17 protein-coding genes are annotated in these 22851 nt (G+C 41.4%); 14 read left to right on the top strand and 3 right to left on the bottom strand.

The window, feature by feature from the left end; genetic code table 11:
• Positions 1-47 precede the first annotated feature (47 nt).
• Positions 48-428 (top strand): glycine cleavage system protein GcvH, encoded by a 381-nt coding sequence (gcvH, locus tag L1D60_RS04570; protein WP_239839938.1) that lies wholly within the window; start codon positions 48-50, stop codon positions 426-428.
• Positions 429-522: 94 nt separating this feature from the next.
• The gene (gene gcvP, locus L1D60_RS04565; protein WP_239839937.1) at positions 523-3402 is read left to right on the top strand and encodes an aminomethyl-transferring glycine dehydrogenase; all 2880 of its coding nucleotides are present in this window, start codon (positions 523-525) and stop codon (positions 3400-3402) included.
• 142 nt (positions 3403-3544) lie between these two features.
• Here gcvP and L1D60_RS04560 read toward each other — a convergent pair whose 3' ends face one another.
• From L1D60_RS04560 to L1D60_RS04550, 3 genes are all read right to left on the bottom strand, one after another.
• Complete coding sequence (locus L1D60_RS04560; RefSeq protein WP_239839936.1) at positions 3545-5056, bottom strand: SEC-C metal-binding domain-containing protein; 1512 nt, start codon at positions 5054-5056, stop codon at positions 3545-3547.
• A gap of 92 nt (positions 5057-5148) precedes the next feature.
• Entirely contained in the window at positions 5149-7167 is a 2019-nt protein-coding gene (locus L1D60_RS04555; RefSeq protein ID WP_239839935.1) for an ATP-binding protein, read from the bottom strand.
• Positions 7168-7356: 189 nt separating this feature from the next.
• The gene (locus L1D60_RS04550) at positions 7357-7758 is read right to left on the bottom strand and encodes a hypothetical protein (protein WP_239839934.1); all 402 of its coding nucleotides are present in this window, start codon (positions 7756-7758) and stop codon (positions 7357-7359) included.
• 450 nt (positions 7759-8208) lie between these two features.
• On the opposite strand from L1D60_RS04550, the gene L1D60_RS04545 reads away from it, so the two are divergent.
• The 12 genes from L1D60_RS04545 to L1D60_RS04490 all read left to right on the top strand — a co-directional run bounded on the left by L1D60_RS04545 (position 8209) and on the right by L1D60_RS04490 (position 22808).
• Complete coding sequence (locus tag L1D60_RS04545) at positions 8209-9072, top strand: TnsA endonuclease N-terminal domain-containing protein (protein WP_239839933.1); 864 nt, start codon at positions 8209-8211, stop codon at positions 9070-9072.
• Positions 9062-11239 (top strand): Mu transposase C-terminal domain-containing protein, encoded by a 2178-nt coding sequence (locus tag L1D60_RS04540; RefSeq protein WP_239839932.1) that lies wholly within the window; start codon positions 9062-9064, stop codon positions 11237-11239. Before L1D60_RS04545 ends, L1D60_RS04540 begins: the two co-directional genes overlap by 11 nt.
• Positions 11229-12623 (top strand): ATP-binding protein, encoded by a 1395-nt coding sequence (locus L1D60_RS04535; RefSeq protein ID WP_239839931.1) that lies wholly within the window; start codon positions 11229-11231, stop codon positions 12621-12623. Before L1D60_RS04540 ends, L1D60_RS04535 begins: the two co-directional genes overlap by 11 nt.
• Positions 12616-13530: a TniQ family protein gene (locus L1D60_RS04530; protein WP_239839930.1), complete on the top strand. Its 915-nt coding sequence runs from the start codon at positions 12616-12618 to the stop codon at positions 13528-13530. Before L1D60_RS04535 ends, L1D60_RS04530 begins: the two co-directional genes overlap by 8 nt.
• A gap of 4 nt (positions 13531-13534) precedes the next feature.
• Entirely contained in the window at positions 13535-15118 is a 1584-nt protein-coding gene (locus tag L1D60_RS04525; RefSeq protein WP_239839929.1) for a TnsD family Tn7-like transposition protein, read from the top strand.
• 11 nt (positions 15119-15129) lie between these two features.
• The gene (locus tag L1D60_RS04520; RefSeq protein WP_239839928.1) at positions 15130-15774 is read left to right on the top strand and encodes a hypothetical protein; all 645 of its coding nucleotides are present in this window, start codon (positions 15130-15132) and stop codon (positions 15772-15774) included.
• Positions 15755-16243 carry a hypothetical protein gene (locus tag L1D60_RS04515; protein ID WP_239839927.1) on the top strand — a complete coding sequence of 163 codons (489 nt, stop codon included), beginning with the start codon at positions 15755-15757 and terminating at the stop codon, positions 16241-16243. Before L1D60_RS04520 ends, L1D60_RS04515 begins: the two co-directional genes overlap by 20 nt.
• Positions 16244-16430: 187 nt before the next feature.
• The gene (locus L1D60_RS04510) at positions 16431-17789 is read left to right on the top strand and encodes a DUF4041 domain-containing protein (protein WP_239839926.1); all 1359 of its coding nucleotides are present in this window, start codon (positions 16431-16433) and stop codon (positions 17787-17789) included.
• Positions 17790-17798: 9 nt separating this feature from the next.
• Positions 17799-19034, top strand: a complete 1236-nt coding sequence (locus tag L1D60_RS04505; RefSeq protein ID WP_009696741.1) for a GIY-YIG nuclease family protein — start codon at positions 17799-17801, stop codon at positions 19032-19034.
• A gap of 319 nt (positions 19035-19353) precedes the next feature.
• A complete protein-coding gene (locus L1D60_RS04500; protein WP_239839925.1) occupies positions 19354-20622 on the top strand; it encodes a nucleotidyltransferase in 1269 nt (422 codons plus the stop codon).
• A gap of 66 nt (positions 20623-20688) precedes the next feature.
• Complete coding sequence (locus tag L1D60_RS04495) at positions 20689-21282, top strand: SLATT domain-containing protein (RefSeq protein ID WP_009696743.1); 594 nt, start codon at positions 20689-20691, stop codon at positions 21280-21282.
• Positions 21279-22808: an RNA-directed DNA polymerase gene (locus L1D60_RS04490; RefSeq protein WP_239839924.1), complete on the top strand. Its 1530-nt coding sequence runs from the start codon at positions 21279-21281 to the stop codon at positions 22806-22808. Before L1D60_RS04495 ends, L1D60_RS04490 begins: the two co-directional genes overlap by 4 nt.
• Positions 22809-22851 lie beyond the last annotated feature (43 nt).

Raw genomic sequence — 22851 nt, 5'->3', positions numbered from 1 at the left:
TTTTTATTTTTTAAATTAACACCTCATAAATTTTTGGAGAACAAGCAATGGACAATACACTTAAGTTTGCAGACAGCCACGAGTGGGTTAAAGACAACGGTGACGGTACTGTAACTATCGGTATTTCTGAGCACGCTCAAGAGATGCTAGGTGACGTTGTATTCGTTGACCTACCAGAAACAGAAGACGAAATTGAAGCTGGTGAAAGCTTCTCTCTTGTAGAGTCTGTAAAAGCAGCATCTGACATCTACGCGCCTATCACTGGTGAAATCGTTGAAATCAACGAAGAACTAGAAGATAGCCCAGAGCTAATCAACGAAGAACCTTATGAAGGTGGTTGGATTGTAAAAGTGAAGATGGCTGACGCGTCTGAACTAGACAACCTAAAAGATGCAGAAGAATACCTAAACTCAATCGACGAAGATTAATTAGGTAACCCGTATACGATGAAGCTGCTCTTTGGAGCAGCTTAATTTTAGGGGCTTGCTCACGGTCCCTATATAGAGAAAGTAGAACGATATCATGACTGAATTACTTCAAAGCCAATTACTTAAAGATTTGGGTACTCAAAACGAGTTCGTTGCACGCCACAACGGTCCAAATAAAGCAGACCAGCAAAAAATGCTGGACGCGATCAACTCATCTAGCCTTGATGCACTGATCGACGAAACGGTTCCTGCGCAAATTCGCCTAGAAAAACCAATGACGCTTGCTGCACCACTGAGCGAAATGGATATGCTGAGCTCGCTTAAAGAGATCGCTAACCTAAACCAAGTTAAGCGCACTTTCATTGGCCAAGGCTACTACAACACATTCACGCCAAACGTTATTCTACGTAACGTTTTAGAAAACCCAGGCTGGTACACAGCTTACACGCCTTACCAACCAGAAATTTCTCAAGGTCGCCTTGAAGCACTGCTTAATTACCAACAAATGGTCATGGACCTAACAGGCATGGAAATCGCGAACGCGTCTCTTCTTGATGAAGCGACAGCGGCTGGTGAAGCTATGACTCTGTGTAAGCGTGCGGGTAAGAGCAAGAGCAAAGTGTTCTTCGTTGCTGACGATGTTCACCCACAAACACTAGAAGTTGTAAAAACTCGTGCTGAGTACATTGGCTTCGAAGTTATGGTTGGCGCACTAGAAACACTTCCTGAACAAGACGTATTTGGTGCGCTTATACAATACCCAGGTACAACTGGTGAAGTTCGCGACCTAACAGACATCATTGCTAAAGCGCAAGCAAACAAAACCCTAGTTACAGTAGCGACTGACCTACTGGCTTCTGCTCTACTTAAGCCTGCCGGCGAAATGGGTGCAGACGTAGTAATCGGCAGCGCACAACGCTTTGGTGTTCCTATGGGTTACGGCGGTCCACACGCTGCATTCATGGCAACGCGCGATAAGCACAAGCGTACAATGCCAGGCCGTGTGATCGGTGTTTCTATCGATACCAACGGCAACCAAGCGCTGCGTATGGCGATGCAAACTCGTGAGCAACACATCCGCCGCGAGAAAGCAACATCAAACATCTGTACTGCTCAAGCCCTTCTGGCAAACATGGCTTCATTCTACGCGGTTTACCACGGTGCAGAAGGCCTACGTACTATTGCTCGTCGTACTCACCATATGACAGCGATTCTAGCTGCTGGTCTAACTAAGTCTGGTTACGAGCTAACAAACAACAGCTTCTTCGATACCATCACAATCAACTCTGAAGAGAAGACCGAAGCACTGTACGCACGTGCTCAAGCTGCAGACATCAACCTGCGTCTACTTCCAGGTAAAATCGGTATCAGCCTAGATGAAACAACAACGATCGATGATATCAGCGCTTTATTCGCTATCTTCGACGTGAAAGAAGACATCAACGCACTTTCTACTGACATTGCTGCTAATGAGTTTGCTGCAATTCCAGAAAACTGCCGTCGTGAATCTGAGTACCTAACGCATCCAGTATTCAACACGCACCACAGCGAAACGCAGATGATGCGTTACCTAAAACAGCTTGAGAACAAAGACTTCTCACTAACGCACGGCATGATCCCACTGGGCAGCTGTACAATGAAGCTGAACGCTGCTGCTGAGATGATTCCAGTAACATGGCCTGAGTTTGGTTCAATTCACCCATTCGCGCCTCTAGAGCAAGCAGCCGGTTACACTGCACTAGCAAAAGATCTGAAAGAGAAGCTATGTGAAATCACTGGCTACGACGATTTCTCTCTACAGCCTAACTCTGGTGCTTCAGGTGAATACGCGGGTCTAATCGCGATTCAACGTTACCATGCAAGCCGCGGTGAAGGTCACCGTAACGTTTGTCTGATCCCAAGCTCTGCGCACGGTACTAACCCTGCGACGGCATCTATGGTTTCTATGAAGGTAGTGGTTGTTAAGTGTGATGAAGATGGCAACATCGACATGACTGACCTAGCTGCGAAGATCGAGAAGCACAAAGACAACCTATCAAGCATCATGATCACTTATCCTTCTACGCACGGCGTTTACGAAGAGCAAGTGAAGGAAGTGTGTGAACAAGTACACGCAGCGGGTGGTCAGGTTTACCTAGACGGCGCAAACATGAATGCTCAAGTAGGTCTAACTTCACCTGGCTTCATCGGTTCTGACGTATCTCACTTGAACCTACACAAAACATTCTGTATCCCACACGGTGGTGGCGGTCCAGGTATGGGTCCAATTGGTGTTAAATCTCACCTAGCGCCTTTCCTGCCGGGTCACATCGAAAATGGCGTACAAGGTTCTGACTACGCGGTATCAGCAGCGGATCTAGGTAGTGCTTCTATCCTACCTATCTCTTGGGCTTATATCGCTATGATGGGTGAACCAGGTCTGACTGAAGCGACTAAAGTTGCAATCCTGAACGCTAACTACGTGATGGAAAAACTGCGTCCTCACTACCCTGTTCTTTACCGTGGTACTAACGGCCGCGTTGCGCACGAATGTATTATTGATATTCGTCCACTTAAAGAAGAAACAGGTATTAGTGAAGAAGACATCGCTAAGCGCCTAATGGACTACGGTTTCCACGCGCCTACTATGTCGTTCCCTGTTGCTGGCACGCTGATGGTTGAGCCTACTGAGTCTGAAGACCTTGAAGAGCTGGATCGTTTCTGTGAAGCAATGATCGCTATCCGTAACGAAATGACAGCAGTTAAGAACGGGGAATGGCCACTAGATAACAACCCATTAGTGAATGCACCACATACACAAGTGGACTTATCAAGCGAAACATGGGACCGCCCATACTCTCGCGAGCTAGGCTGCTTCCCATCTCAAGCTTCTAAGAACGCGAAATACTGGCCTACTGTAAACCGTGTAGACAACGTATACGGTGACCGTAACCTAATCTGTTCTTGCCCAAGCATCGAGAACTACGAAGACTAATTTCGTATACTGATCACAGATAACCAAGTTGGAAACTGTGATAACCGAGTTGGAAACCGATAACTAAGTTGGAAACTAACTTGAATAACAAAAGGCGAACCAAATGGTTCGCCTTTCTTGTTCTTGATTCGCCTTATGTTTTTCAAGCTGGCATACAGCACTTTTTGTATTTCTTACCTGAACCACATGCACAAGGTTCATTACGCTTTGGTTTTACATTCTTGTAGTTCTTAGAGCTATCTTTGCGTGTGCTTTTCTTTATTGCCTTAAGCCAGTTAGGTCTGTTGAATCCAGTCTTTGCCTTTTTAAGAATCCCCTCTTCTTTTTGAAGCTTTCGAGCTAGTATTTTTTCTTCCGTTTCCAATGGTCTATCGAAGTTAAAACAATAAATATCTTCAGATGTTCTAACTGTGCCATATGTATCAGTAGCAATTAATACAACCTTAGTGATGTGAGGGTGTATTAGTTTAGCTACTAGAGCATACGCGTTACTGAACTGCTGCCTTTCATCTCTATACTCAATATCACTTTGTTCATCATCTCTAGGCAAAAACAGGAAAACGTATAATTTTTTTTCAAAATAATCTGACCGAATTAGCCTAGAGCTTCTCTTGTCCTGAGGTACTTCCATCAATTTATCTGAAAAAGCATGTGATAACTTTGCTCTAGACATACGAGGTTCTAAAGCTAGCTCTCTAACAGCTTGTTCATGTGTGCTAAAAGGCTTGTCTGCTGCAATACCGACATTACCCTCAAGAATATGCGAAGAAAAACGCTCTAACAAAGTATCCAGTGTGCTGCCTTGTTTAAAGTAGCTTTTGGTAACGGAATAGATATCCGAGCTCTTAAACTCATCCCATAATCCATCACATAAAGCCATTCCTAATTTTTTGTCACTCTCTACTGGTGGTGCTATTTTCCCCAAATTGTTTTCTTGCGAAGAATAACGATTTCGTAAGTACGCACATACTATTTCCTCTTCTCCAGTTGCCCAAGATAGCTCCTTGTTCCTGATTACACGTACTTTTTCATCTAAGTAGTGTATGAAATCAGTAATCGTATCAATTTCAGTCAGCACAATATCAAGACTTACTTCATCTAACACATGAATAAATCTTTTATCAGGATATAAATCTCCTATATGAAAAGGTTGTTCCATGCACTTATGAATATCCATATGATACTGTTGAATCAGAGACCCACTGCGACTGTTAAAACTTCGCTTTATGTAGCTAGCTGTATTACACGTAACAGCAATTAAATGTATTTTTTTTATAGAACTTAGCTCTAAAGGGAACTTGCTAGTACACTGTTTGTCCAAGAAAACCCTAGTCGAATGTTGCAATAGCCACTTTTCCGCCCCATATAGCTGCTGTGCAGACTTGGTCACAGCTTTTTTAAACCAACGCTTCCAAGCAACGTCTTCCCCTTTCTCAACACTAAATTTAATGTCTTTATCAGAAAAGATTATTGCAGTATCGCCTGAGACGACTAACAAGTCACAAAGCTCTTTACCCTGCCCATTTTTAGACAACCCTTCATCTGTATAAACATTTGGATAAGACCATAGCCCAAAGAACTTGGATGAAGTTAGCTTTGCTAAATATCGTTCTCTGGTGGTTACACCATCTTCTTTTATAATTGGTTTTAACATCTTTAGACTACATTAAGTTGCTGATAATATTAGCTTTAAGCCAAATATATATCGAAAATTATACATACTATTCAACACTCACATGCTCATTCTCAGGATTCTTCCTCTTGAAGAGTTGAGACTAACGAGACTGACGTTTCGCCTTCTAGGGAATCTCTCTTTAGCTTGAGTTTTTCCAGCAAATAGTGGTTCGATAATTCAAACTCATCGAAAATAGTTGCCCACGTTTTTACAAACCCTTTAATCCGCCCCTTATCTTGGCTAAATACTAGCCCTGGTTCATTTTTCTCTTCAGCGGTTTCAAGTGCAGAAGGGATGTCGTAATCACTATCTGATATTTTTCTTCCCACAAGAATCAACTCAAACTTCATCTTTTGGTCTGAGAAACCGACATGTTGAGCAATGATCCTTGCGTAGTCCTTTATCTGATTTAAATGCTTTCGATTCAGAGCTACGCTAGGCTTTTTAATTTCAATGATCGTGCATTTAAAATAAGGACGATTGGAGGAGTCGAATGCCATCATTTTACGGGCAAGAAATAAGTCTACTTGTCGCCTCACACCTTCAACATTGAGTCCTTCTTCAAGGTCTTTGTGTTCGAAATCTTCCTCATCTAGAGTATTAATTCCCTTAACGTGGTTTCTCAACTCTACTGCTATTTTCTGAAAATCTGCCTCTTCGGCTCCAATTAATGAATATTGATTTCCGAACAACCACGTGTTCTTTTCGATGATCTGTTGCAAATCAGGTGTTTCAAGCACTTCCTTATAATGCCTAACCATCAACTCTCTCAATTTATAAACCGCCATATCACGTTTTTGAAGCACTTCTATGGTGGCAATCACATTCTCCAAAGATGTTTTCGAGAGCTGGTTAGACAAGGTACTTAGCTTTTCACCCTCAAGTCCTAGAACACACTCTAAAACATCCAGAAGATCATCATTTTCATTTGAAACTAGAACTTTATCTAACAAAGCTATGAGGATTTTCGCTTGTTTAGGTTTTAAGTTTCTAAAAAGAGTTGGGTCAGCTACGTAGATCTCTCGAACAACGCTTTTAATGTTTTTTCGACGCCAAGCTCGTTCGTCATCAGAGAGGTTACTATGCTCTGGAAAGAAGCCCTTGTTTTCATATAGGGCTATCTGCATTTCAACCTGTTCTATCTGAAACTGCTCATAGATCTCTGAACTAACCTGATAAATTCTTTTTAAAAGCTCCTTATAGATTGGGCTATTAGGGTTAGCTAAAGGCTCATTGGTAAAGTTCAGACTACTAGAATACTTATCAAAAGTGCGAATCCATTTAGAGGATGTGTATGTACTTAAATAGAAATCAGTTTTCTTGTTAAAGCTGCTAAGCTGCCTAAATACAACTCTTCCATCAGAATTGACTAAGTAATTGTACGATTTCTCAACACCTGGTTTATCAAACCAGCGGACAAAAGAAACGTCAAAAGACTCATCCTCTATCTGGAATTTTTTCTTAACCAATTGATTATCAGGGACTTCAACTTCCTCACCATTGAGATATAACTTTCTGTTCTTATTGAGGGCTAATCGCCAGCCAAACTCACACTGAAGCTTAGCGGTAATAACATCTATTGTAGGCAAATTGGTCGTGAAGTTAGAGAGTTGAACATAAGTCCCATGTTCAGAGTTTTGTAACGCCGCAATCTGCTCTCTTTCTGTCAACTCTGCTGCTCTAAACTCTCTTAAAGTTCCGTTTTGAATTGAGATCTTAGCGTTCTTGCCCTCACTTCTTTTGGTAAACCAAATAGCATCATTGCATAGAAGATGAAACGCTAAACGTCCACGACCATGGGCTCCTTGTAAATCATCATCGTCTTTTTTGGAAGATTCGTAAAACCTAGAAAAGTGTTCATCACAGGAGCCAATATCAATACCAGTGCCATCATCGAGTACCGATACCGACACCAAGCCATCCATTTCACTGTATTCTATGTCTACATGGACAGTTTTAGCATTAGCATCAAAACCGTTTGCGACTAATTCAATAACCGACTGTAAAGGAACTTTCTTCCATTTAGTAAAATGTTTACGTATGCCTTGATCTGTTATCTCAGCCGTGCCAACAAACTCATTATAACTCATTCTGCCAACTACCTAATTTGTCGTTATTTCTCCATGATAACATATGAGTTCTGATGAATATTTGCATGTAGTCAAACTTCAATAAGCTTTGTTTACACTTAGCAATTCTGGCTATGTGAAAAATGTCCAAGGCTTCAAACTAAAGGCTTCAAACTAAATGATTAAAAGTAAGTCATATTGGGTTGTTATCTAGTTTAAACGTACACAATCTCGATAGAATGCACCCTCACTATCCTGAAACAACCTTACCTTCCCCTCATTCGTAACCAAGAAGACAACAACAAGCCCAATAACATTGCTATTGTTCACTAAAGATCTTAGCCAAAACGTCTCATTACACTCCAAAGGTGCCAGCGCGTCAGCTCCTTCAAAAATGACAAGTGTCTTGCGTCTACAATCTTCCAAAGTAGCAACCAATTCTCGGTTCTCTTCTGCTGCGAAAGCAGCTAGGGGGGATTCATACTCATTAAAGTTCAGATTAAAGACATCTATACCTCTACTCTTAGCTTGGTCTCTACACACATCCAAGTAACCGTCTGGTGTTTGGTCAGTTATCAATGAGCAGGTGGTGAGCTCTAGTTCCCATGCCATACTGATGAATCTTTCTGCGCTAACCATAACCAAGCCTAACTAATCATCACATGTTTGTAATATTAGCCTCTTTAAAAAAGATATCTAACTCTGTCGAAAATAAGCAACCAGACCAATAAATTTGCATGTTTTATCAGTTTTTTTTGAGTCAGGATTCCAAGTGTACGATCTGTGAACAACCCGTTCTTAAAGCAATGAAATATAAAGGAATTAGATTCTATATCGATTTATATAAGGAATAATAAATAAGCCTAATGAAAAACTGCAAATTCCATGTATCCCTTCAAATATCACATTGAATTACAAGCTATTCTAATTCAGCTCCCTAAGCTCTAAGCTAATTATATAAGTTATAATAAATCCTTTATTTACAGCAACTTAGACACAACACCAGTTAGACAAACCCTAGAAAGGCTGCTAACAATATATTAGTAAGTGAGGATTAGGCATATGAAAATAGTTAAGCAACCATACATAACAAACTATGAGCTCAGAAAATTAGAAAAACACTTAAAGAAGATTAAGAATGGCGAGTACGAGCCATATATTACAGTTCGCCGTTCAAATAGTGTCGGTCTATCTCATATTGTTTTCAGTCACAAGACGAAACGCTGCCATCACTTATTCAGCTTAGGTGAGCTTGCTCTATTCCTTCATCTTGAGCACGATCCTGAAGTCTTGGATATACAAGAACAATACCCCTTACCGATAAATGAAACTCTCAAGTGGGCTAAACATCTGAATTATCGGCACCCTGCTAAATACAAAGAAAGGGATGGTAAAGATATTCCTGCTGCAACCATGACCACGGATTTCGTTGTCACCTTGTATGATGCGACGAGAGACCAGCTTGGCATTCAGCCGTATAACTATAAACCGAGCTCAGCTCTAAGTACTGAATTTGAGTCTCCCCAAAAAGTCACACGAACCCAACAAAAGTTCAAAATTGAAGAGATGTACTGGGGGCGTTATAACCATCATCTAACGCAAATAACAGATGAAGACTTAAACCCCAACAAAACATACAACCTTCAATGGCTTAGAGAGACCTACCATCATATACGCGAGAGTCAAATCGAAGGCCCACTGTGCGAAGGGATGTTAAACACTCTAACCAAGAGCCTTATAAACGCCCCAGAGAAGACTCTAAAGCAGCATTTGAATCACGCATCATTAGTACACGATGTAACCGAACTTGCTGCATTGGAGATCTTTCAACATCTTGCGTATTCAGGTCAACTAGACGTTGACCTGAATGAGCGCATAGAAGTTTTTCGCCCTGTAATGATGATTACGCAACACGATGAGAATTAACCAAAAATTGGTCGATGACAAAAAAGGGCTTGAATATCTTATCGTAGATATTTGCCAAGACCTCGACCTGATTGCTGTCACTCAGCTCAATGTTGAACGACCTAAAAGGCCTCATACGATTATGCTAAGTGATACGTTGAGCCAAATAGAACTGGGCAAATGGAAAGTGCTAGAGCATTCCTTTAGCCCTTACCTATACATGTCGGACGAAGAGTTACTGAAGGATAAGAAGCGCAGAAAGTGGTTACAACGCAGAGATAGCAGCTTCAACATTATTGCCCCGTTAATCGATAACGACGAACTACGTTACAACTATCTTTTTATCGATAGCTGTTCAATCTTACATCGATTGATAGAAACATCAGGTCGCAGCCGCAGTTATGTAGCAAAAATTTTAAATCGTTACTGGTATTACGGTTCTCATGTCAATGCTCTACTCCCTCTGTGGAGAAATTGCGGAACGAACCAGTCTTTACCTGAAGCACCGTCATTTGACCAAGACCCTGAGTTAGGCAAAAGTGGCCCGAAAACCAGATATGGAAGTCCTTATCGTGGAGTCACTCAGCAAGACATTAAACATATTCGACGATTTGCTAAAACCATTCCAAACGGTGGCAAAGCTAGGCTGAGTGACCTTTACGATCAGTTTACACGTAAGTTCATGTATGCACGTGTTAAACCAATGATTGAAGAAGCACATGAGATAGCTTTGCCTGTTCCAAGGGCCAAACTCATTTCACGAAATGCATTTAAATATCATTTTAAGCAAAACGTAGATCAACTTGAATTGATAAGGAAGGCTGTCGGCACGACCAATTTTCAAAAAGACTTCCGAGGCCGTGCGGGCCTCGCTCGACAGGGTGTTCGTGGCCCCACAAGCCGCTATGAAATAGATGCAACAGTCGTTGATCAATACATACGCTACCCCTACGACAAAACCAATCAGTTAGCCACGGGACGCCCTGTGATCTATCTAGTTGTAGATACGTGGTCTGGTATGTTTGTTGGCACTCATGCTTGTTTTCACGGCCCAGATTGGACGGGAGCATCACAAGCCCTTTTCAATGCTTTTACCAACAAAGTCCAGTTTGCTAAACGCTATGGCGTTGAAATTACTGAAAACGAATGGCCGTGCCACCATGTCTGCTCACAGTTAGTCATGGATCGAGGTTCCGAGTATACAGACCGTAACATTGAAAGCATGCTTAAGGGTGAAATTGGCTTATCAATCGCCAGTTTCGCTCCGTATCATCGCGGAGATTGTAAAGGAACTGTAGAGAAAGCATTTGATATTTTTCATCAAAATGCTGTTCGATTTGTGCCTGGTCAAGTCATGAAAGTACCCAGCAAGGAAGAGCAACACGCTTCTAGAAAAGCGTCGATGTCCTTCGAGGCATTCATGGAAAAGCTCGTAAGGACAATCATTTATACCAATAACAACCGCCTTAGGAAGAACAACCATAACTTCGAGATGTCTCGTGATGATGTTGGTTTCTCTCCTAGAGACTTATATCTCTACGGGCTAGAAGAAATGATGATACCGCCAGCTCAGATATCTGAAGAGCGGCTTCGTTTCGCATTGCTACCTGCTGACAAAGCGACTGTGAGAATGGAGGGCGTTTACTTTAAGGGGCTGTATTACAGCGCTAACAAAATCATTCATAAACAGTGGTTAGACAAAGCTCGTAACTTTGGCCGATACACAGTAGAGGTTCGATACGACCAAAATTCAACGAACTTTATTTGGTGTAAAGACCCTGAATCTAATGAGCTAATTACTTTAGAACTCACTGACCGCTCTGAAGCATATCGTAATCAAATTTGGCAATCGACCCTTCATGAAATCGAATTAACCAAACAAAAACAAAGCCTTCATGAAGAACATTCATTCGCTAACAAAATTGAGTTCTTAAACAAACTGGATGAAATCGATAAACAAGCAAAAGCTGACGCTCGATTCTTAAAAACATCGTCAGCAAAGTCTATCCAGACAGGTATCAAAGAACGAAAGAGTATCGTCTCTTCTATTGAACGCAGCAAACAATCTGAACAAATAGCAGCAACGTTAAGTTCCGAGGATAACGCTAGATCCACTGCTAAAAAGAGTACCCAACACTTGGAAACACCTGATTTTTTTGACTTTGATGATGAACAAGATGATAGCTAATTATATACCTCACCCTAACTCTCAGATGGCAAAAAACCCTCTGATTGAAGCGCTTGGAATGCCATTGCTACCTAAACAATTTATCCAGGCAACAACACTATCTCCTGACATGGTGATTGATGTTAGTTCGCTCCCTACTGAGCATCATGGTTACTACACCAGAACATTCATTGATAACCTATCTGAGTGCTATGTTGTTCAGGATGAAGCCCCACGCCTTTATGACACCGTATTTCGCATGATTGAGCGAGGCTATATCTATCGCAACCCTTTGGTGTATGGCGATATTAAACAATTGCAATTTGCCGACTCTCTTGAAATACCTGAAGGGCAAGAGCGCACTCTAAAGCAAACAGCAAATCAGCAGAGTTTTTTGGTAGCAGGTCTATCAGGTCGCGGAAAGTCAGCGATGGTAGAGAGCATCTTGTCTGCCATTCCTCAAGTCATTTCACATCAAGAGTACCAAGGACAAAGGTTCATCTACGAACAGATTGTCTGGCTTAAGATCGATATCCCAACAGCTCGCGGGCAGCGTGCACTACTCTGGAGGATTCTTGAGTCCATCGATTTGGTAACTGGTGAGAATTATTATGAGTCACATCAGAAAAGCACAGTTACGGCGCTCATGATTGCGGTTCGTAAGGCGCTACTCATCCATGGTGTTGGGATTATTGTTCTAGATGAAGCTCAGAACCTATCTGAAACTAGACAGTACGAGAAAGTCGGTAACAACGAGAACGCCACACTAAAGTTCGTGGAAGAGTTGTTTAACAAGGTTGGTGTACCACTATTACTCGTCGGGACACTATCAACACTCAATCTGTTTTCTAAAGAGATGACGGCCGCTAGGCGAATTGGAAAGACAGGGTCGCTAATCTTAGAGCAATGTGATGTTGAAAGCTCGTTTTGGAAACGCTTCATTAAGCAAATGTGCCCGACACAATTACTTAAGAATCAGACAACTGACATTGATACTCTAACGCGCCATGTTCACTACTTATCAGCAGGGATCCCTGCTATCGCGAGCAGCCTAATAAAGGCCACATTGTCTTATCTGACTTATCTAACACCAAACAATCAAGACCTAAGCATGGCTGCTCTAGACCATGTATTCAAAGAGCAATTTCTCTTGGTCTCGGGGGCATTAACGGCACTAAAGCGTGGTCAGTTTTATAAATATGAGGATTGCAATCCTTTATCTCAATTGCACTCGGTTCAACAAGATTTGTTTTCAGAAAGTGGCTCAAATATTGACGGCAACCAAGTCTGTAAGCAATCCCCTAGAAGCTCTAGTTCTGCCGTAAACCTTACTGAGAAAGACCAAGAAATGCTAGAGAGCTTAACTCCTGAAGCCTTATTAGCGCAGGCTAGAAAGTATGAATAACATCTTGAACCTGCTACCGAACGAACACCTAAGAAGCTTCCTTAGCCGAGTTCATACTATGTCCCCTTTTGGCACTTTTGCTACTTCAGCAAAACGTGTAGGGCTGGCTAATTTCAGTGCGTCGCCAGTTACAGTCATGTCTGACCTAGACGCCATACTGATGAATATTCTTAATGATGACAATCGTTCGATTTGGCAAATGCATATGCACGGTAACGTCATCGAGTCTTTCCTCAACGAGCGAGAGAAACGCGAGCTACCATTGTTTTTGAAAGGAAAGCCATATGACATCGACTTCACACAATCCCAAACGGTACATAATCGTTTTTGGCGTTATTGCAAAGACTGTATTTCTGAAGACTTAGATACTGTTGGTATTTCATATTTTCACCAACAGCACCAACTACAGGGTGTTTTTCACTGCTACAAACACGGAACGAGGCTCATTAATAGCTGTTCTTCATGCACTTACACTGTAAAGAATCTTAGTCGAATGCAAACCCCAGCATTAATCTGTCCGAGCTGTGGTTCCAGCATGACAAGTCAGGGAGCGTATTATGATGAAACAATGCTAAAAGTTGAACAGCTTATGTTGGCGTTAAATGATCAAACGCTCACCCTATGCCTTGAATCAGTGCAACAAAATACGTTGGCACACATCGGATTTACGCTAGAGCAAACTGAAACGTTGGCTTTTAAGAAAGCTTGTGGCGATTGGTACAAAGAGATTTTCGTGACTCTAGGGAAAGGCTCTCTGGAGCAGTACTTCTCGAACACGAGGATGGTAAATGATCACATAATTTCTCCCACTATGAGGACTACACGATTATTTTTATCGACTTCAACAAACAGATTTAGTCCACCACTGATCTACATTCTCATGCTGGTTGCTACAGGACAGTTATAGACCTATGTACCTGCACGAAATAGCTGGTGAAGCCTTTTATAGCCTTGTTGCGCGACACCACGCAGCCTCACCAAGACGCTCGCTACGCGAAAAAAACCGAGCTCTTCTAGGGCGCACAGATGTTCGCATTAACCCCCAGCTTCCTTGCATGCTCGAACAAGTTGCCAAACAGACTTCAATAGATGCGGAAAGGTTGTTGTTTAACAGTACTTGTTTCCCTGTTGTCGGCGCTTGCCTTCAAGATAACAAAAGCAAAGCAAGACTTAGATTGCACCTGTTGAGCAATGATGGCAGTCACATCGCGGTCTTATCACGTACTACTTCTTCTCGGTTAAGGTTTAGCAGCGCACTAAAGTTCTGTCCGCAATGCCTTGAGGAAGACACATTGAAATGGGGGCATGGTATTTGGCGTACCGTACATCAGTATTGCGGTATGTTCGTTTGTCCAAAGCATGCTTGTTGGCTGCAATATGCACCGACAGATGCCGATGGCCTTAACAAACGCATCGAACTACCACCAACACCTTACGATAGATGTTTCCATGGTTCTGATCTTTGTTTAGAACGAGCGTTGAGGTTATCGCAATTCATCAGTAGTTGGCATCGCTATGAATGCGAACGTCGATACGAGCATATTGCTACACCCTCTCACTCATCTTGGATGATTAAGACCCATTTGTTAACTCCGAAAGGACAGATCAGGCAATCAGAAGCCGTCAATCGTCTACAAGACTTTTGGGCTCCTCTATTTACTGGTGCAAAGCTACTGCCTTCGAAGCTATATAAATTCAATTTCTTAAGGTGCCTTCTCCTAAACGAGCACTACAACCATTACATACAGCATGCATTGGTTGGTGCTTTCTTTGCGAAGAACGCCAAGTGTTACTTTCGACAAACTTCTCAGGTCTCGAACTATTGTAGTCGGGAATCTCATAAGCCTCGTGTCTGTCTATCCGAGTTGGCCTCAGGAAACTCGCTTCGTTCTGTCGCCAAGGCGACAGGATGTTCGGTTGGCTTTCTGGCAGCCATGGCGCAACGCAATGGGGTCACAATCAAGCATCGATTTAAAAGACTCAACGATGCATTAGTCGACCAAATATTGAGACTCGCTTTTCGCGGGATTCATAGACGAGATATCGCCAAATTATGCGGTGTTAGCGTTGGTACTGTAGAACAGCAAATAAATGCGATGTCAGGATTATCCGCATGGAGAAAACGACTCTGGTTCTGCCAAAAACGACATCAATATCGTCAAACACTCCAGAAGATCATTTCCCAGAATCCAACATTAACTCGGACAGAGATTAAACATTCAAGCAGTTGCTACATGTGGCTATTTCGATATGACAAGGACTGGCTAAACCAGCACTTACCAAAACGAGAGCCTGCTAAGTACCATCAATCTATTGATTGGAATCTGGCAGATAAAAAGCTGGCTAAACAAATTAAGCAACACGTAAAGAAGGCAACTTCGGTGTCAGACGTCGAAAGACAGGTGGACTCACAACACTCATTAATCAAAAACAGAAAACGCCTCCCCCTTTCGATTGGGCAAGCAGAAGAAATCGTCTCAAAATCCAAAAATTAGGAACAATTACTATGAAATTTCTCGGTACATTCAAACAAATTTTCGAAGCACACGAAGTCAAACCTCACTTACATGACATCGCGATGTTTGTGACTCTTAATAATACAAGGCTCTATCCGAGAGAGCAGTTTGATGAAAATGGAGACATTCATCCTTACCTAGCACCGCGCCTTAACCTGATTAAGATCATCAAACAAGAAAACTCAGTTAAGTGGTTCTTTACTGAAAGAACTTATCAAATTTGGGATTACAAAGTACCTGCTAGGCGCCCAGTTTTCCTCAAGGCACGCATGAAACAATACATGAAAGCCGAAAAGTTGTTTGAGCAAAGTCGTAACTATGTCACAGCTAGCCCTGCATCACTCTTAAGAAGAGACGATGAAGCGAAAGTGTTCAACATGTTCTGTGATTACATGCTCACATTTAATCAAATCGCTGTTGAGAGCAAATCTATAACATTGAATGAATGGCTTGTGTGGTTTTCAGACATGAGGCGTATTGAAGCAGAAAAAGAAGAAAACAAAGACGTCACCGAGAAGTTATCGCTGAATGTAACAAATTGGAAAATGACCAAGACTCAACCGACGAAAATTAACCGTATGATGATCAACGCAATGATCGCTGTGAGGAGTTCTGATGAAAAAGCTCGAAACTAAGCGATTAAAAGCTATTGTCTCGCTTCTCAACGGCCTAGAACTCATTTCTCATGAGGAATTACCCGAAGAGCAGCACGACGCTCTTTGTATCAATGTGAACGGCTGGAGGTACTACCCGTCCTTTCAGTTCGATGAGCATTTAAATCTTATAGATAATCTCAAAAACAATCTTAGCCACATGCGAGAAGGTCGAGACGACACTGATATTCTACTTTGGATGATCTCCGAGAAATCGGTATTGGTGGAGCGAGCTGTTGCTCCACCAGCATTAGTTTCCAAGTACCTAGATAACGGCGACTTAGAAGGTTACGAGAGATTAGTCTCAGCAGAAGCGCGAAGTCATAAATACGTAACCGCCAAACCTTGTGACTTGATTGATGACCCGCTGTTTGAGGTGTTCGTTGAGGACTGGTTGAAGTCAGATGAAAGAATGATCAAAGCCAAGCTAGTGCAACTTCCTAGAGAATAAACAACTTTTACGCTTTGCTAGGCTTCCAAATGAAAACGTAAGCACAATTCCCTTCCGACCTAAACCTGTACAATGAGCCACATACAGGTTCCTTAGATCCTTCTCATAATATAAAGTATGATTAACCATAATTATGCAATGGGTATCATTGCATTTGCACGCTTTAACATTTACAAAAGGAATATCAATGCCTGAAACTGCTGAATCCTACCAGTTAGTATGGATCGTACTAGCATTGCTGACGCTTACCTTCTTGTTATCCACTCGCTCTACAAAGAAAAAGCATAAAAGTCTTCTGAAAGATATTGATAAAAAGCAGAAAGCTCTAGCTGAAAAGTCCGTCGAGGAATTGGTTCAAGATTTGAATAATCAAATTAGCGACGTTGAAACAAAAATTGAGTATGGAAGGCCTATCTACTCAAGGCTTAAAGATGAAGCAACTAAAAACAAAGAGCAAATGAAATACATTAACGTCGGCCTCTTTCCACCCGCTTACAAGTTTGATGACAGCCAGTCACTAAAAGATAAAATTGCCACTTGCATTGAACATCAGTATCAGGTTATTGAATCGGGTCGAGCTACAAGTGCCTATTCAGACTGGGATTGGTTTGGTAGTAAAGCAAAAGGAGCGCAGATGGTCACTTCATACCGACGCCTTCTTCTCAAAGCATTTAATGCTGAGTTCGATATGATTCGAAAGAAAATGCGCCACTCGAGCTTCGACACCGCCTTAAATAAACTAGACAGATTAGAACAACAATTGGAGAAGCTCGGTGAAACAGCAAACGTCGCCATTTCAGAAGAATACTTCAATTTAAAGGTAGAAGAACTCTCCATCTGGCATAAAGAGATGCTTCACAAAGAGAAAATTAAACAAGAAAAGAAGAAACAACAAGCACTCCTGCGAGAGCAAGCTAAACAGGCTAAGCAAACTGGAGGTGATACGGACGAGCTGGAAGACGAGATTTACTATAAAAAATCAGATCTTGTGAAAGCACAAAAACTCGCGAAAGAACTTCACGGTACCGATGCTCTAGGTATGGAAGAAAAGATCGCCAAAATGCAAAAAGAGATCGACAAGCTAGAAAGTAAGTTTGAACGCGCAACCTCTCAAGCTCAAATTACGAAAGCTGGTTATATATATGTAATCTCTAACATCGGTAGCTTTGGGGAAGGTGTCTTGAAAATCGGAATGACGCGCCGATTAGAGCCTATGGATCGAGTCAACGAGCTAGGTGATGCCAGTGTACCATTCAAATTTGATGTGCATGCCTTAACCTTTGTAGAGAATGCGCCGAAAATAGAGAAAGAGCTTCACCGCAAGTTTAATAAGGCACGGGTGAACATTGAAAATCATCGCAAAGAGTTCTTCAGAGTGACTCCTCAAGAAGTTGCAACAGCAATGGAAGAACTTGGTGTTGAATGCGATTGGTACTTCGACGTAGAAGCCAAAGAATATCGTGAGAGCCACCTAATCAGAGAAGCTCGCAAACGAGAAACAGTGGAAACAGCTTCCGCTTCTAACCAGTTACCACAGTCAATTTAAGGAGTGTCTATGTTCGTTACTATCGCCTTAGCTGCGTTTACTGTGCTCTCACTGATTTTATTAATAAGATCTCGTTCTTCACTGAAAGAACTACAACTGCAAGATGAAGATATTGAGAAAGTTTATGCCCCAGTAACTGAGAAAGAGCAACTACTCTCAGATATTGCAAAGAACTACCAAGCTCTACAAGAGAGTTATAAAAAAGAGCTGTTCCTCCTGAAAGAAGGTGAAAAACAACTCTCTCATTACTACCTTGGTGTCGGCACGACTGACTCAATATCTTACACCAACCTATCCCAGTCACGTGACCTAGTAAGTCTTGAGAGCAGATACTCTGAGACTAAGTTGGCAATAAAACAACTCGTTAGCGATAAACGGGCATGTATCTGCTCTATGGGCAAAAACGTCGCTGTTAATGGTAAAAAGTCAGAGGCTAAAAAGCTGTTTAACAGAGAAATCAAATTAAGATTACGATGCCTAGATAACGAGTTTAAAGCGGCTTCAGCCTTGGTCGATTGGAACAATATCAACCGACTTATAGAGCGCACTCAAAAAACCTTTCAGGAGATTAATTCTTCAGCAGACTTAGTTAAAACACACCTAAAAAATGAATATTTGCAGCTGAAAATTAAGGAACTAAGGTTGAGTTACGAGATCGCCCAGCTCAAGCAAGAACTCAAGGATGAAGAACGCCAAGAGCTTCAGATTCAAAGAGAAGCTGAACGTGAGGAAAAACGAATAAAAGCTGCTGCGGAGAAAGCAGAGAAAGAACGACAAGTTATGGAGCGCTTGGTTGCTGAAGAACTTAGTAAACTTGAGTCCAGCAGTTCAGAGCAAAAGGCTTTGTATGAATTGCATAAGCAAGAACTGGAAAAGCTTCGTGAAAAAGAGAAAAGAGCAGTTTCTCTAGCTCAGCAAACAAGAGCTGGGTATGTGTATGTGATATCAAATAAATTGTCGTTTGGCGATAGCATCGTCAAGATAGGAATGACACGACGTGCAGACCCAAATGACCGAGTAAAAGAGCTAGGTGATGCTTCAGTACCAGAACTATTTGATGTCCACGCATTCGCATTTACTGAAGATGCACCAACATTTGAGCGATTCTTGCACACAAGGTTTGCCGAACAAAGAGTAAACCTTGTTAATGGTAGGAAAGAGTTCTTCTTTGTTTCCGCAGATGAAGTCCTGGAAGAAATGAAAAACTACGAAGGTAACTACGAGCTAAATGAGATAGCAGCATAACTTAGTGACACAATGTACTTACTGGCAAAGGCGAACCAATTGGTTCGCTTTTTTAGTGGAAACTCTTTTGTAGTTTAGTTGGCGCTGACAGTTAACAAACACAACTTAGAGGCTCTCTGGAGGTCAACTATAAACAAGTTCTAAAGACATGAGCATATTAAAAAATGAGCAAAGAGGTTTAGTGTGGTTATGTTCCCAGTCTTGTTATATTGATGCTCACAACATATCTATACATCCCTCTTTGACTTGAACCAACCTATTTCACTAATATGAACCAATTCACCTATTCAATAGGTAGCTATCAAACAGTAAGGGATATATGACCGTTTCATCAAACTTTGAAGCTTTACTAAGTAACCTTCAGATAAAAAACAAAGGGCAAATTGGAAAGCGATATCGGAGCATTACTCGCGCTCTAAACCGTGAGTTTCGAGATAGTGAGTCTAAAACCGCCAACTCGAAGCAAGTCGGGTCATATGGTCGAAAGAGTGGCATCAACGGCATATCAGACTTGGATATGTTATACGTACTTCCTGACAGTGAGCGACAACGTTTCAAAAACAATCCCTCTTATCTTCTACAAGTTGTTCGAAACGCGATTCGTCAAGTGTATAAAAACACGGATATCCGTGGTGATGGCCAAGTTGTAGTCGTAAAGTTTAAAGATTATGCCGAGTTTGAAGTCTGCCCTGTATTTCTAGAAAGTGATGGTCGTTATAAATACCCTGACTCTAACGACGGCGGCACTTGGCGAAAATGTAACCCTAACGCTGAATTGAATGCATTTAAAGAGCTAAACGAAACTAGAAAGGGACACCTCCGATATCTATCTAAGATGGTACGAGCGTGGAAAAACAGGAACGATGTTTCAATGAGTGGCTTCCTGATTGACACACTATGCTATCGTTTTCTTCAAAACAATTCTGATTATGATATGTGCAGTTTTGGTAGTTTTGACCAACTGTCTTTAGATTTCTTTACCTATCTTGAAAATGAAGGGGAGCCTAATTCCTATCGTGCATTTGGTAGCCTCTCTAAAATCCCCGTAAAACAGTCCTTTCATAGAGCGGCTAAACTTGCACGTGAGACCTGCGAAGCTGCCATTAGTGCGACTACGGAATCAGAAGAAAGGAAGGAATGGAAGAAGCTTTATGGTCGTCCATTTCCTAGTCAGTCAACTGTCCAGAAAGCTACATCGCGCCCAAGTGGAGAACAGTTTATTGAGGATATGTACCATAACAACCCGTTGTACGAGATAACTATCGAGTGTGACGTTAAAAAAGAAACTATCACACACAAATTATCACAACTGCTTGGTTCTACTTCTTCACTAAACAAAGGTTATGATTTGAGTTTTCGCGTTGAATACCATGATATCCCAGTGGATTTCGATTTAAAATGGAAGGTGAAAAATGAGGGAGATCAGGCGATTAAGAAGAATTGTTTAAGAGGGCAAATCTTAGATGATGATGGAACTCTAAGTCGTAAGGAATCTACTACGTTTGAGGGAGAACACTATGTTGAATGTTACGCAATTGTAAATAACACCGTCGTAGCTCGAGATCGGATCGCAGTTCCAATTAGTTAAAGACTATAGACTTTCAAATCGCTTAAAGAACCATCCTTACATCCAAGGTATATCGAGAAGATAATTGTGACAGAACATAGCAATCAACCAAATATTGTACTACTTGACCAAATTCGCGAGTGTTACGGTCGCGTTGTTTGGACACATAAGACGCATGAAAAGTGTGCGGATATTCTGGACAACAAACATAACCAAATCAAGCTATTACAGATTATTCTATCTGCTGTAACAACAACAGGTGTCTTTGTCGCTGTTTTTGGAAATAGCCCCCCTATTGGTTATATTTCAGCTTTGGTATCACTACTACTAACAATCATAAATGCGTATGTTAAAAAGTATGATCTTGGCGGTCTTTCGCAAAAACACTCTGATGCTGCAAGCACGCTCTGGAATATTCGAGAATCTTATCTTTCACTGATAACAGATATACACTCTAACGCTATCAAAGATGATGAGATAAGGAAGAAACGAGACGTCTTACAAGCAAGCTTACACGACCTCTATAAAGGTTCCCCAAGTACTAATGTAGGGAAAGCTTATGAAAAGGCATCCAAGGCACTGAAGAAGAACGAAGAGCTCACTTTTAGTGATGAAGAAATAGATATGTTTTTGCCAACATCATTAAGAAAAACAATCAGTAAGAAGAAACATACGTTATGACATACCTTGATAACGAATCATTAGAATTCGCTCGTACGCATATTCAGTCATATTATGACTCAGATTTTTTCCCAAAAGCTGACGAGTTTGTCGCCATATGGCATTCCTGGGACAGCATTAAGACAGCCCTTATTGAAACTCCACTGTCAAGTTACCAGTCAACGGCTCCAAGAACAGCTGTATCTTATAAGCCCAAAGGAGGTTTTAGAGTTGTACAACAACTAGATCCTTTAGATACTCTTGTCTATGTAGCCCTAACTCATTTGATTGCAGAAAAGATTGAATCCGTAAGAGTTCCGATTGAAGAAAATATAGCTTGCGCCTACCGCATATCGCTAAGTGAAGGAAGTTTTTTCTTCAAAGGCGGCGGCTACAAGACTTTTATTGAGCAAACTGAAAAGTTAGCAGAAGAGCATGATTATCTGCTTTCAACAGATGTTACTGATTGCTATAACCAGCTCTATCTACAAAAGCTAATCCATGCGATCACGTTTGCTGATCCTAGCCTAGAATCAATAGCCAACAACATACATCGCTTTCTTTCTGGATTGAACAATAACACATCTCAAGGCGTACCCGTTGGGCCAGCACCTAGCATTATAATGGCTGAAGCTGTTTTGTCTGACATTGATTTGTTTCTGCAAAACAAAGGCATTGAACACACTAGATATGTCGATGACTTTAGAATTTTCTCTGACTCAAAAGAGGAACTCTTAAATGTACTAGAATCTTTGACTCTGTACTTATACGAAACCCATCGACTCACATTATCGTCTGAAAAAACAACGATAGGAAAATCCTCAGATTTTGTTGTAGAGAAGTTAAATAGTTACTACGAGTTACAACGAAGCCAAGTACTCGATTCTCTAGACGAACTAGAACCCTATTCGGGGCAAGTTGGTGAGGTCGCAATCCATGTAGAAGATCAAGCTGAGATTGCGGTCTCCGATGAAGAGCAATTGCTAGAGCTCGCCCAAACAATCATAGAGAGGAAAACTCTTGATCTTGGTATGGCGAGAGCATTATTAAGAAAAGCACGAACATTCAAAACAAAGGTTCTAGCTCCAATCCTATTCGAAAAATTTGAATTCTTTGCACCAGCAATCAATGATGTTTGCCTATACCTAAGCTCTATAACAGACGACGACTTTGTTGCTGAATCCAAAAATGCTCTAACTGCGCTATTGAAATCAGAAGTCATTCGTACAGGTGTCGTTAAGTACTGGTTTGAATGGTATATAGCAAACAACATCGCAACTTTAAAAGTAAAACCCTTAAAAAGGTTTTTGATGGAAAAAGGTAGTATTAATGCACAGTCCACTGCTGCAATAACCTCCAAAGATGTATCTTGGGTTAGAGGGATGAAAGCAAAATACAATACAGTTGGTGGATGGGATAAAAGAGCTATATTGAGAGCCGTAGAAATCCTCCCAAAGTCAGAAATCGAACTTTGGCAATCACTTGTGGGTGAGGAGTCTTCTATGCTAGAAAAGGCAACGATGGATTGGGTCAGAGCTTACAATTAACAAAGTAAGTTAGTCTTTACCAAAACATAACCAAATAATTTTA

The sequence above is a fragment of the Vibrio sp. Isolate30 genome, from assembly GCF_022397975.1.
Lineage (GTDB): Bacteria > Pseudomonadota > Gammaproteobacteria > Enterobacterales > Vibrionaceae > Vibrio > Vibrio fortis.
Note: the sequence above shows the minus strand (reverse complement) of the source record. Positions and strands in the feature narration are given on the sequence as shown.

Bases quoted from the DNA above. Each gene is read 5' to 3' on its own strand.
- gcvH (WP_239839938.1), top strand. From the start codon at position 48: ATGGACAATACACTTAAGTTTGCAGACAGCCACGAGTGGGTTAAAGAC.
- gcvP (WP_239839937.1), top strand. From the start codon at position 523: ATGACTGAATTACTTCAAAGCCAATTACTTAAAGATTTGGGTACTCAA.
- L1D60_RS04560 (WP_239839936.1), bottom strand. From the start codon at position 5,056: ATGTTAAAACCAATTATAAAAGAAGATGGTGTAACCACCAGAGAACGA.
- L1D60_RS04555 (WP_239839935.1), bottom strand. From the start codon at position 7,167: ATGAGTTATAATGAGTTTGTTGGCACGGCTGAGATAACAGATCAAGGC.
- L1D60_RS04550 (WP_239839934.1), bottom strand. From the start codon at position 7,758: ATGGCATGGGAACTAGAGCTCACCACCTGCTCATTGATAACTGACCAA.
- L1D60_RS04545 (WP_239839933.1), top strand. From the start codon at position 8,209: ATGAAAATAGTTAAGCAACCATACATAACAAACTATGAGCTCAGAAAA.
- L1D60_RS04540 (WP_239839932.1), top strand. From the start codon at position 9,062: ATGAGAATTAACCAAAAATTGGTCGATGACAAAAAAGGGCTTGAATAT.
- L1D60_RS04535 (WP_239839931.1), top strand. From the start codon at position 11,229: ATGATAGCTAATTATATACCTCACCCTAACTCTCAGATGGCAAAAAAC.
- L1D60_RS04530 (WP_239839930.1), top strand. From the start codon at position 12,616: ATGAATAACATCTTGAACCTGCTACCGAACGAACACCTAAGAAGCTTC.
- L1D60_RS04525 (WP_239839929.1), top strand. From the start codon at position 13,535: ATGTACCTGCACGAAATAGCTGGTGAAGCCTTTTATAGCCTTGTTGCG.
- L1D60_RS04520 (WP_239839928.1), top strand. From the start codon at position 15,130: ATGAAATTTCTCGGTACATTCAAACAAATTTTCGAAGCACACGAAGTC.
- L1D60_RS04515 (WP_239839927.1), top strand. From the start codon at position 15,755: ATGAAAAAGCTCGAAACTAAGCGATTAAAAGCTATTGTCTCGCTTCTC.
- L1D60_RS04510 (WP_239839926.1), top strand. From the start codon at position 16,431: ATGCCTGAAACTGCTGAATCCTACCAGTTAGTATGGATCGTACTAGCA.
- L1D60_RS04505 (WP_009696741.1), top strand. From the start codon at position 17,799: ATGTTCGTTACTATCGCCTTAGCTGCGTTTACTGTGCTCTCACTGATT.
- L1D60_RS04500 (WP_239839925.1), top strand. From the start codon at position 19,354: ATGACCGTTTCATCAAACTTTGAAGCTTTACTAAGTAACCTTCAGATA.
- L1D60_RS04490 (WP_239839924.1), top strand. From the start codon at position 21,279: ATGACATACCTTGATAACGAATCATTAGAATTCGCTCGTACGCATATT.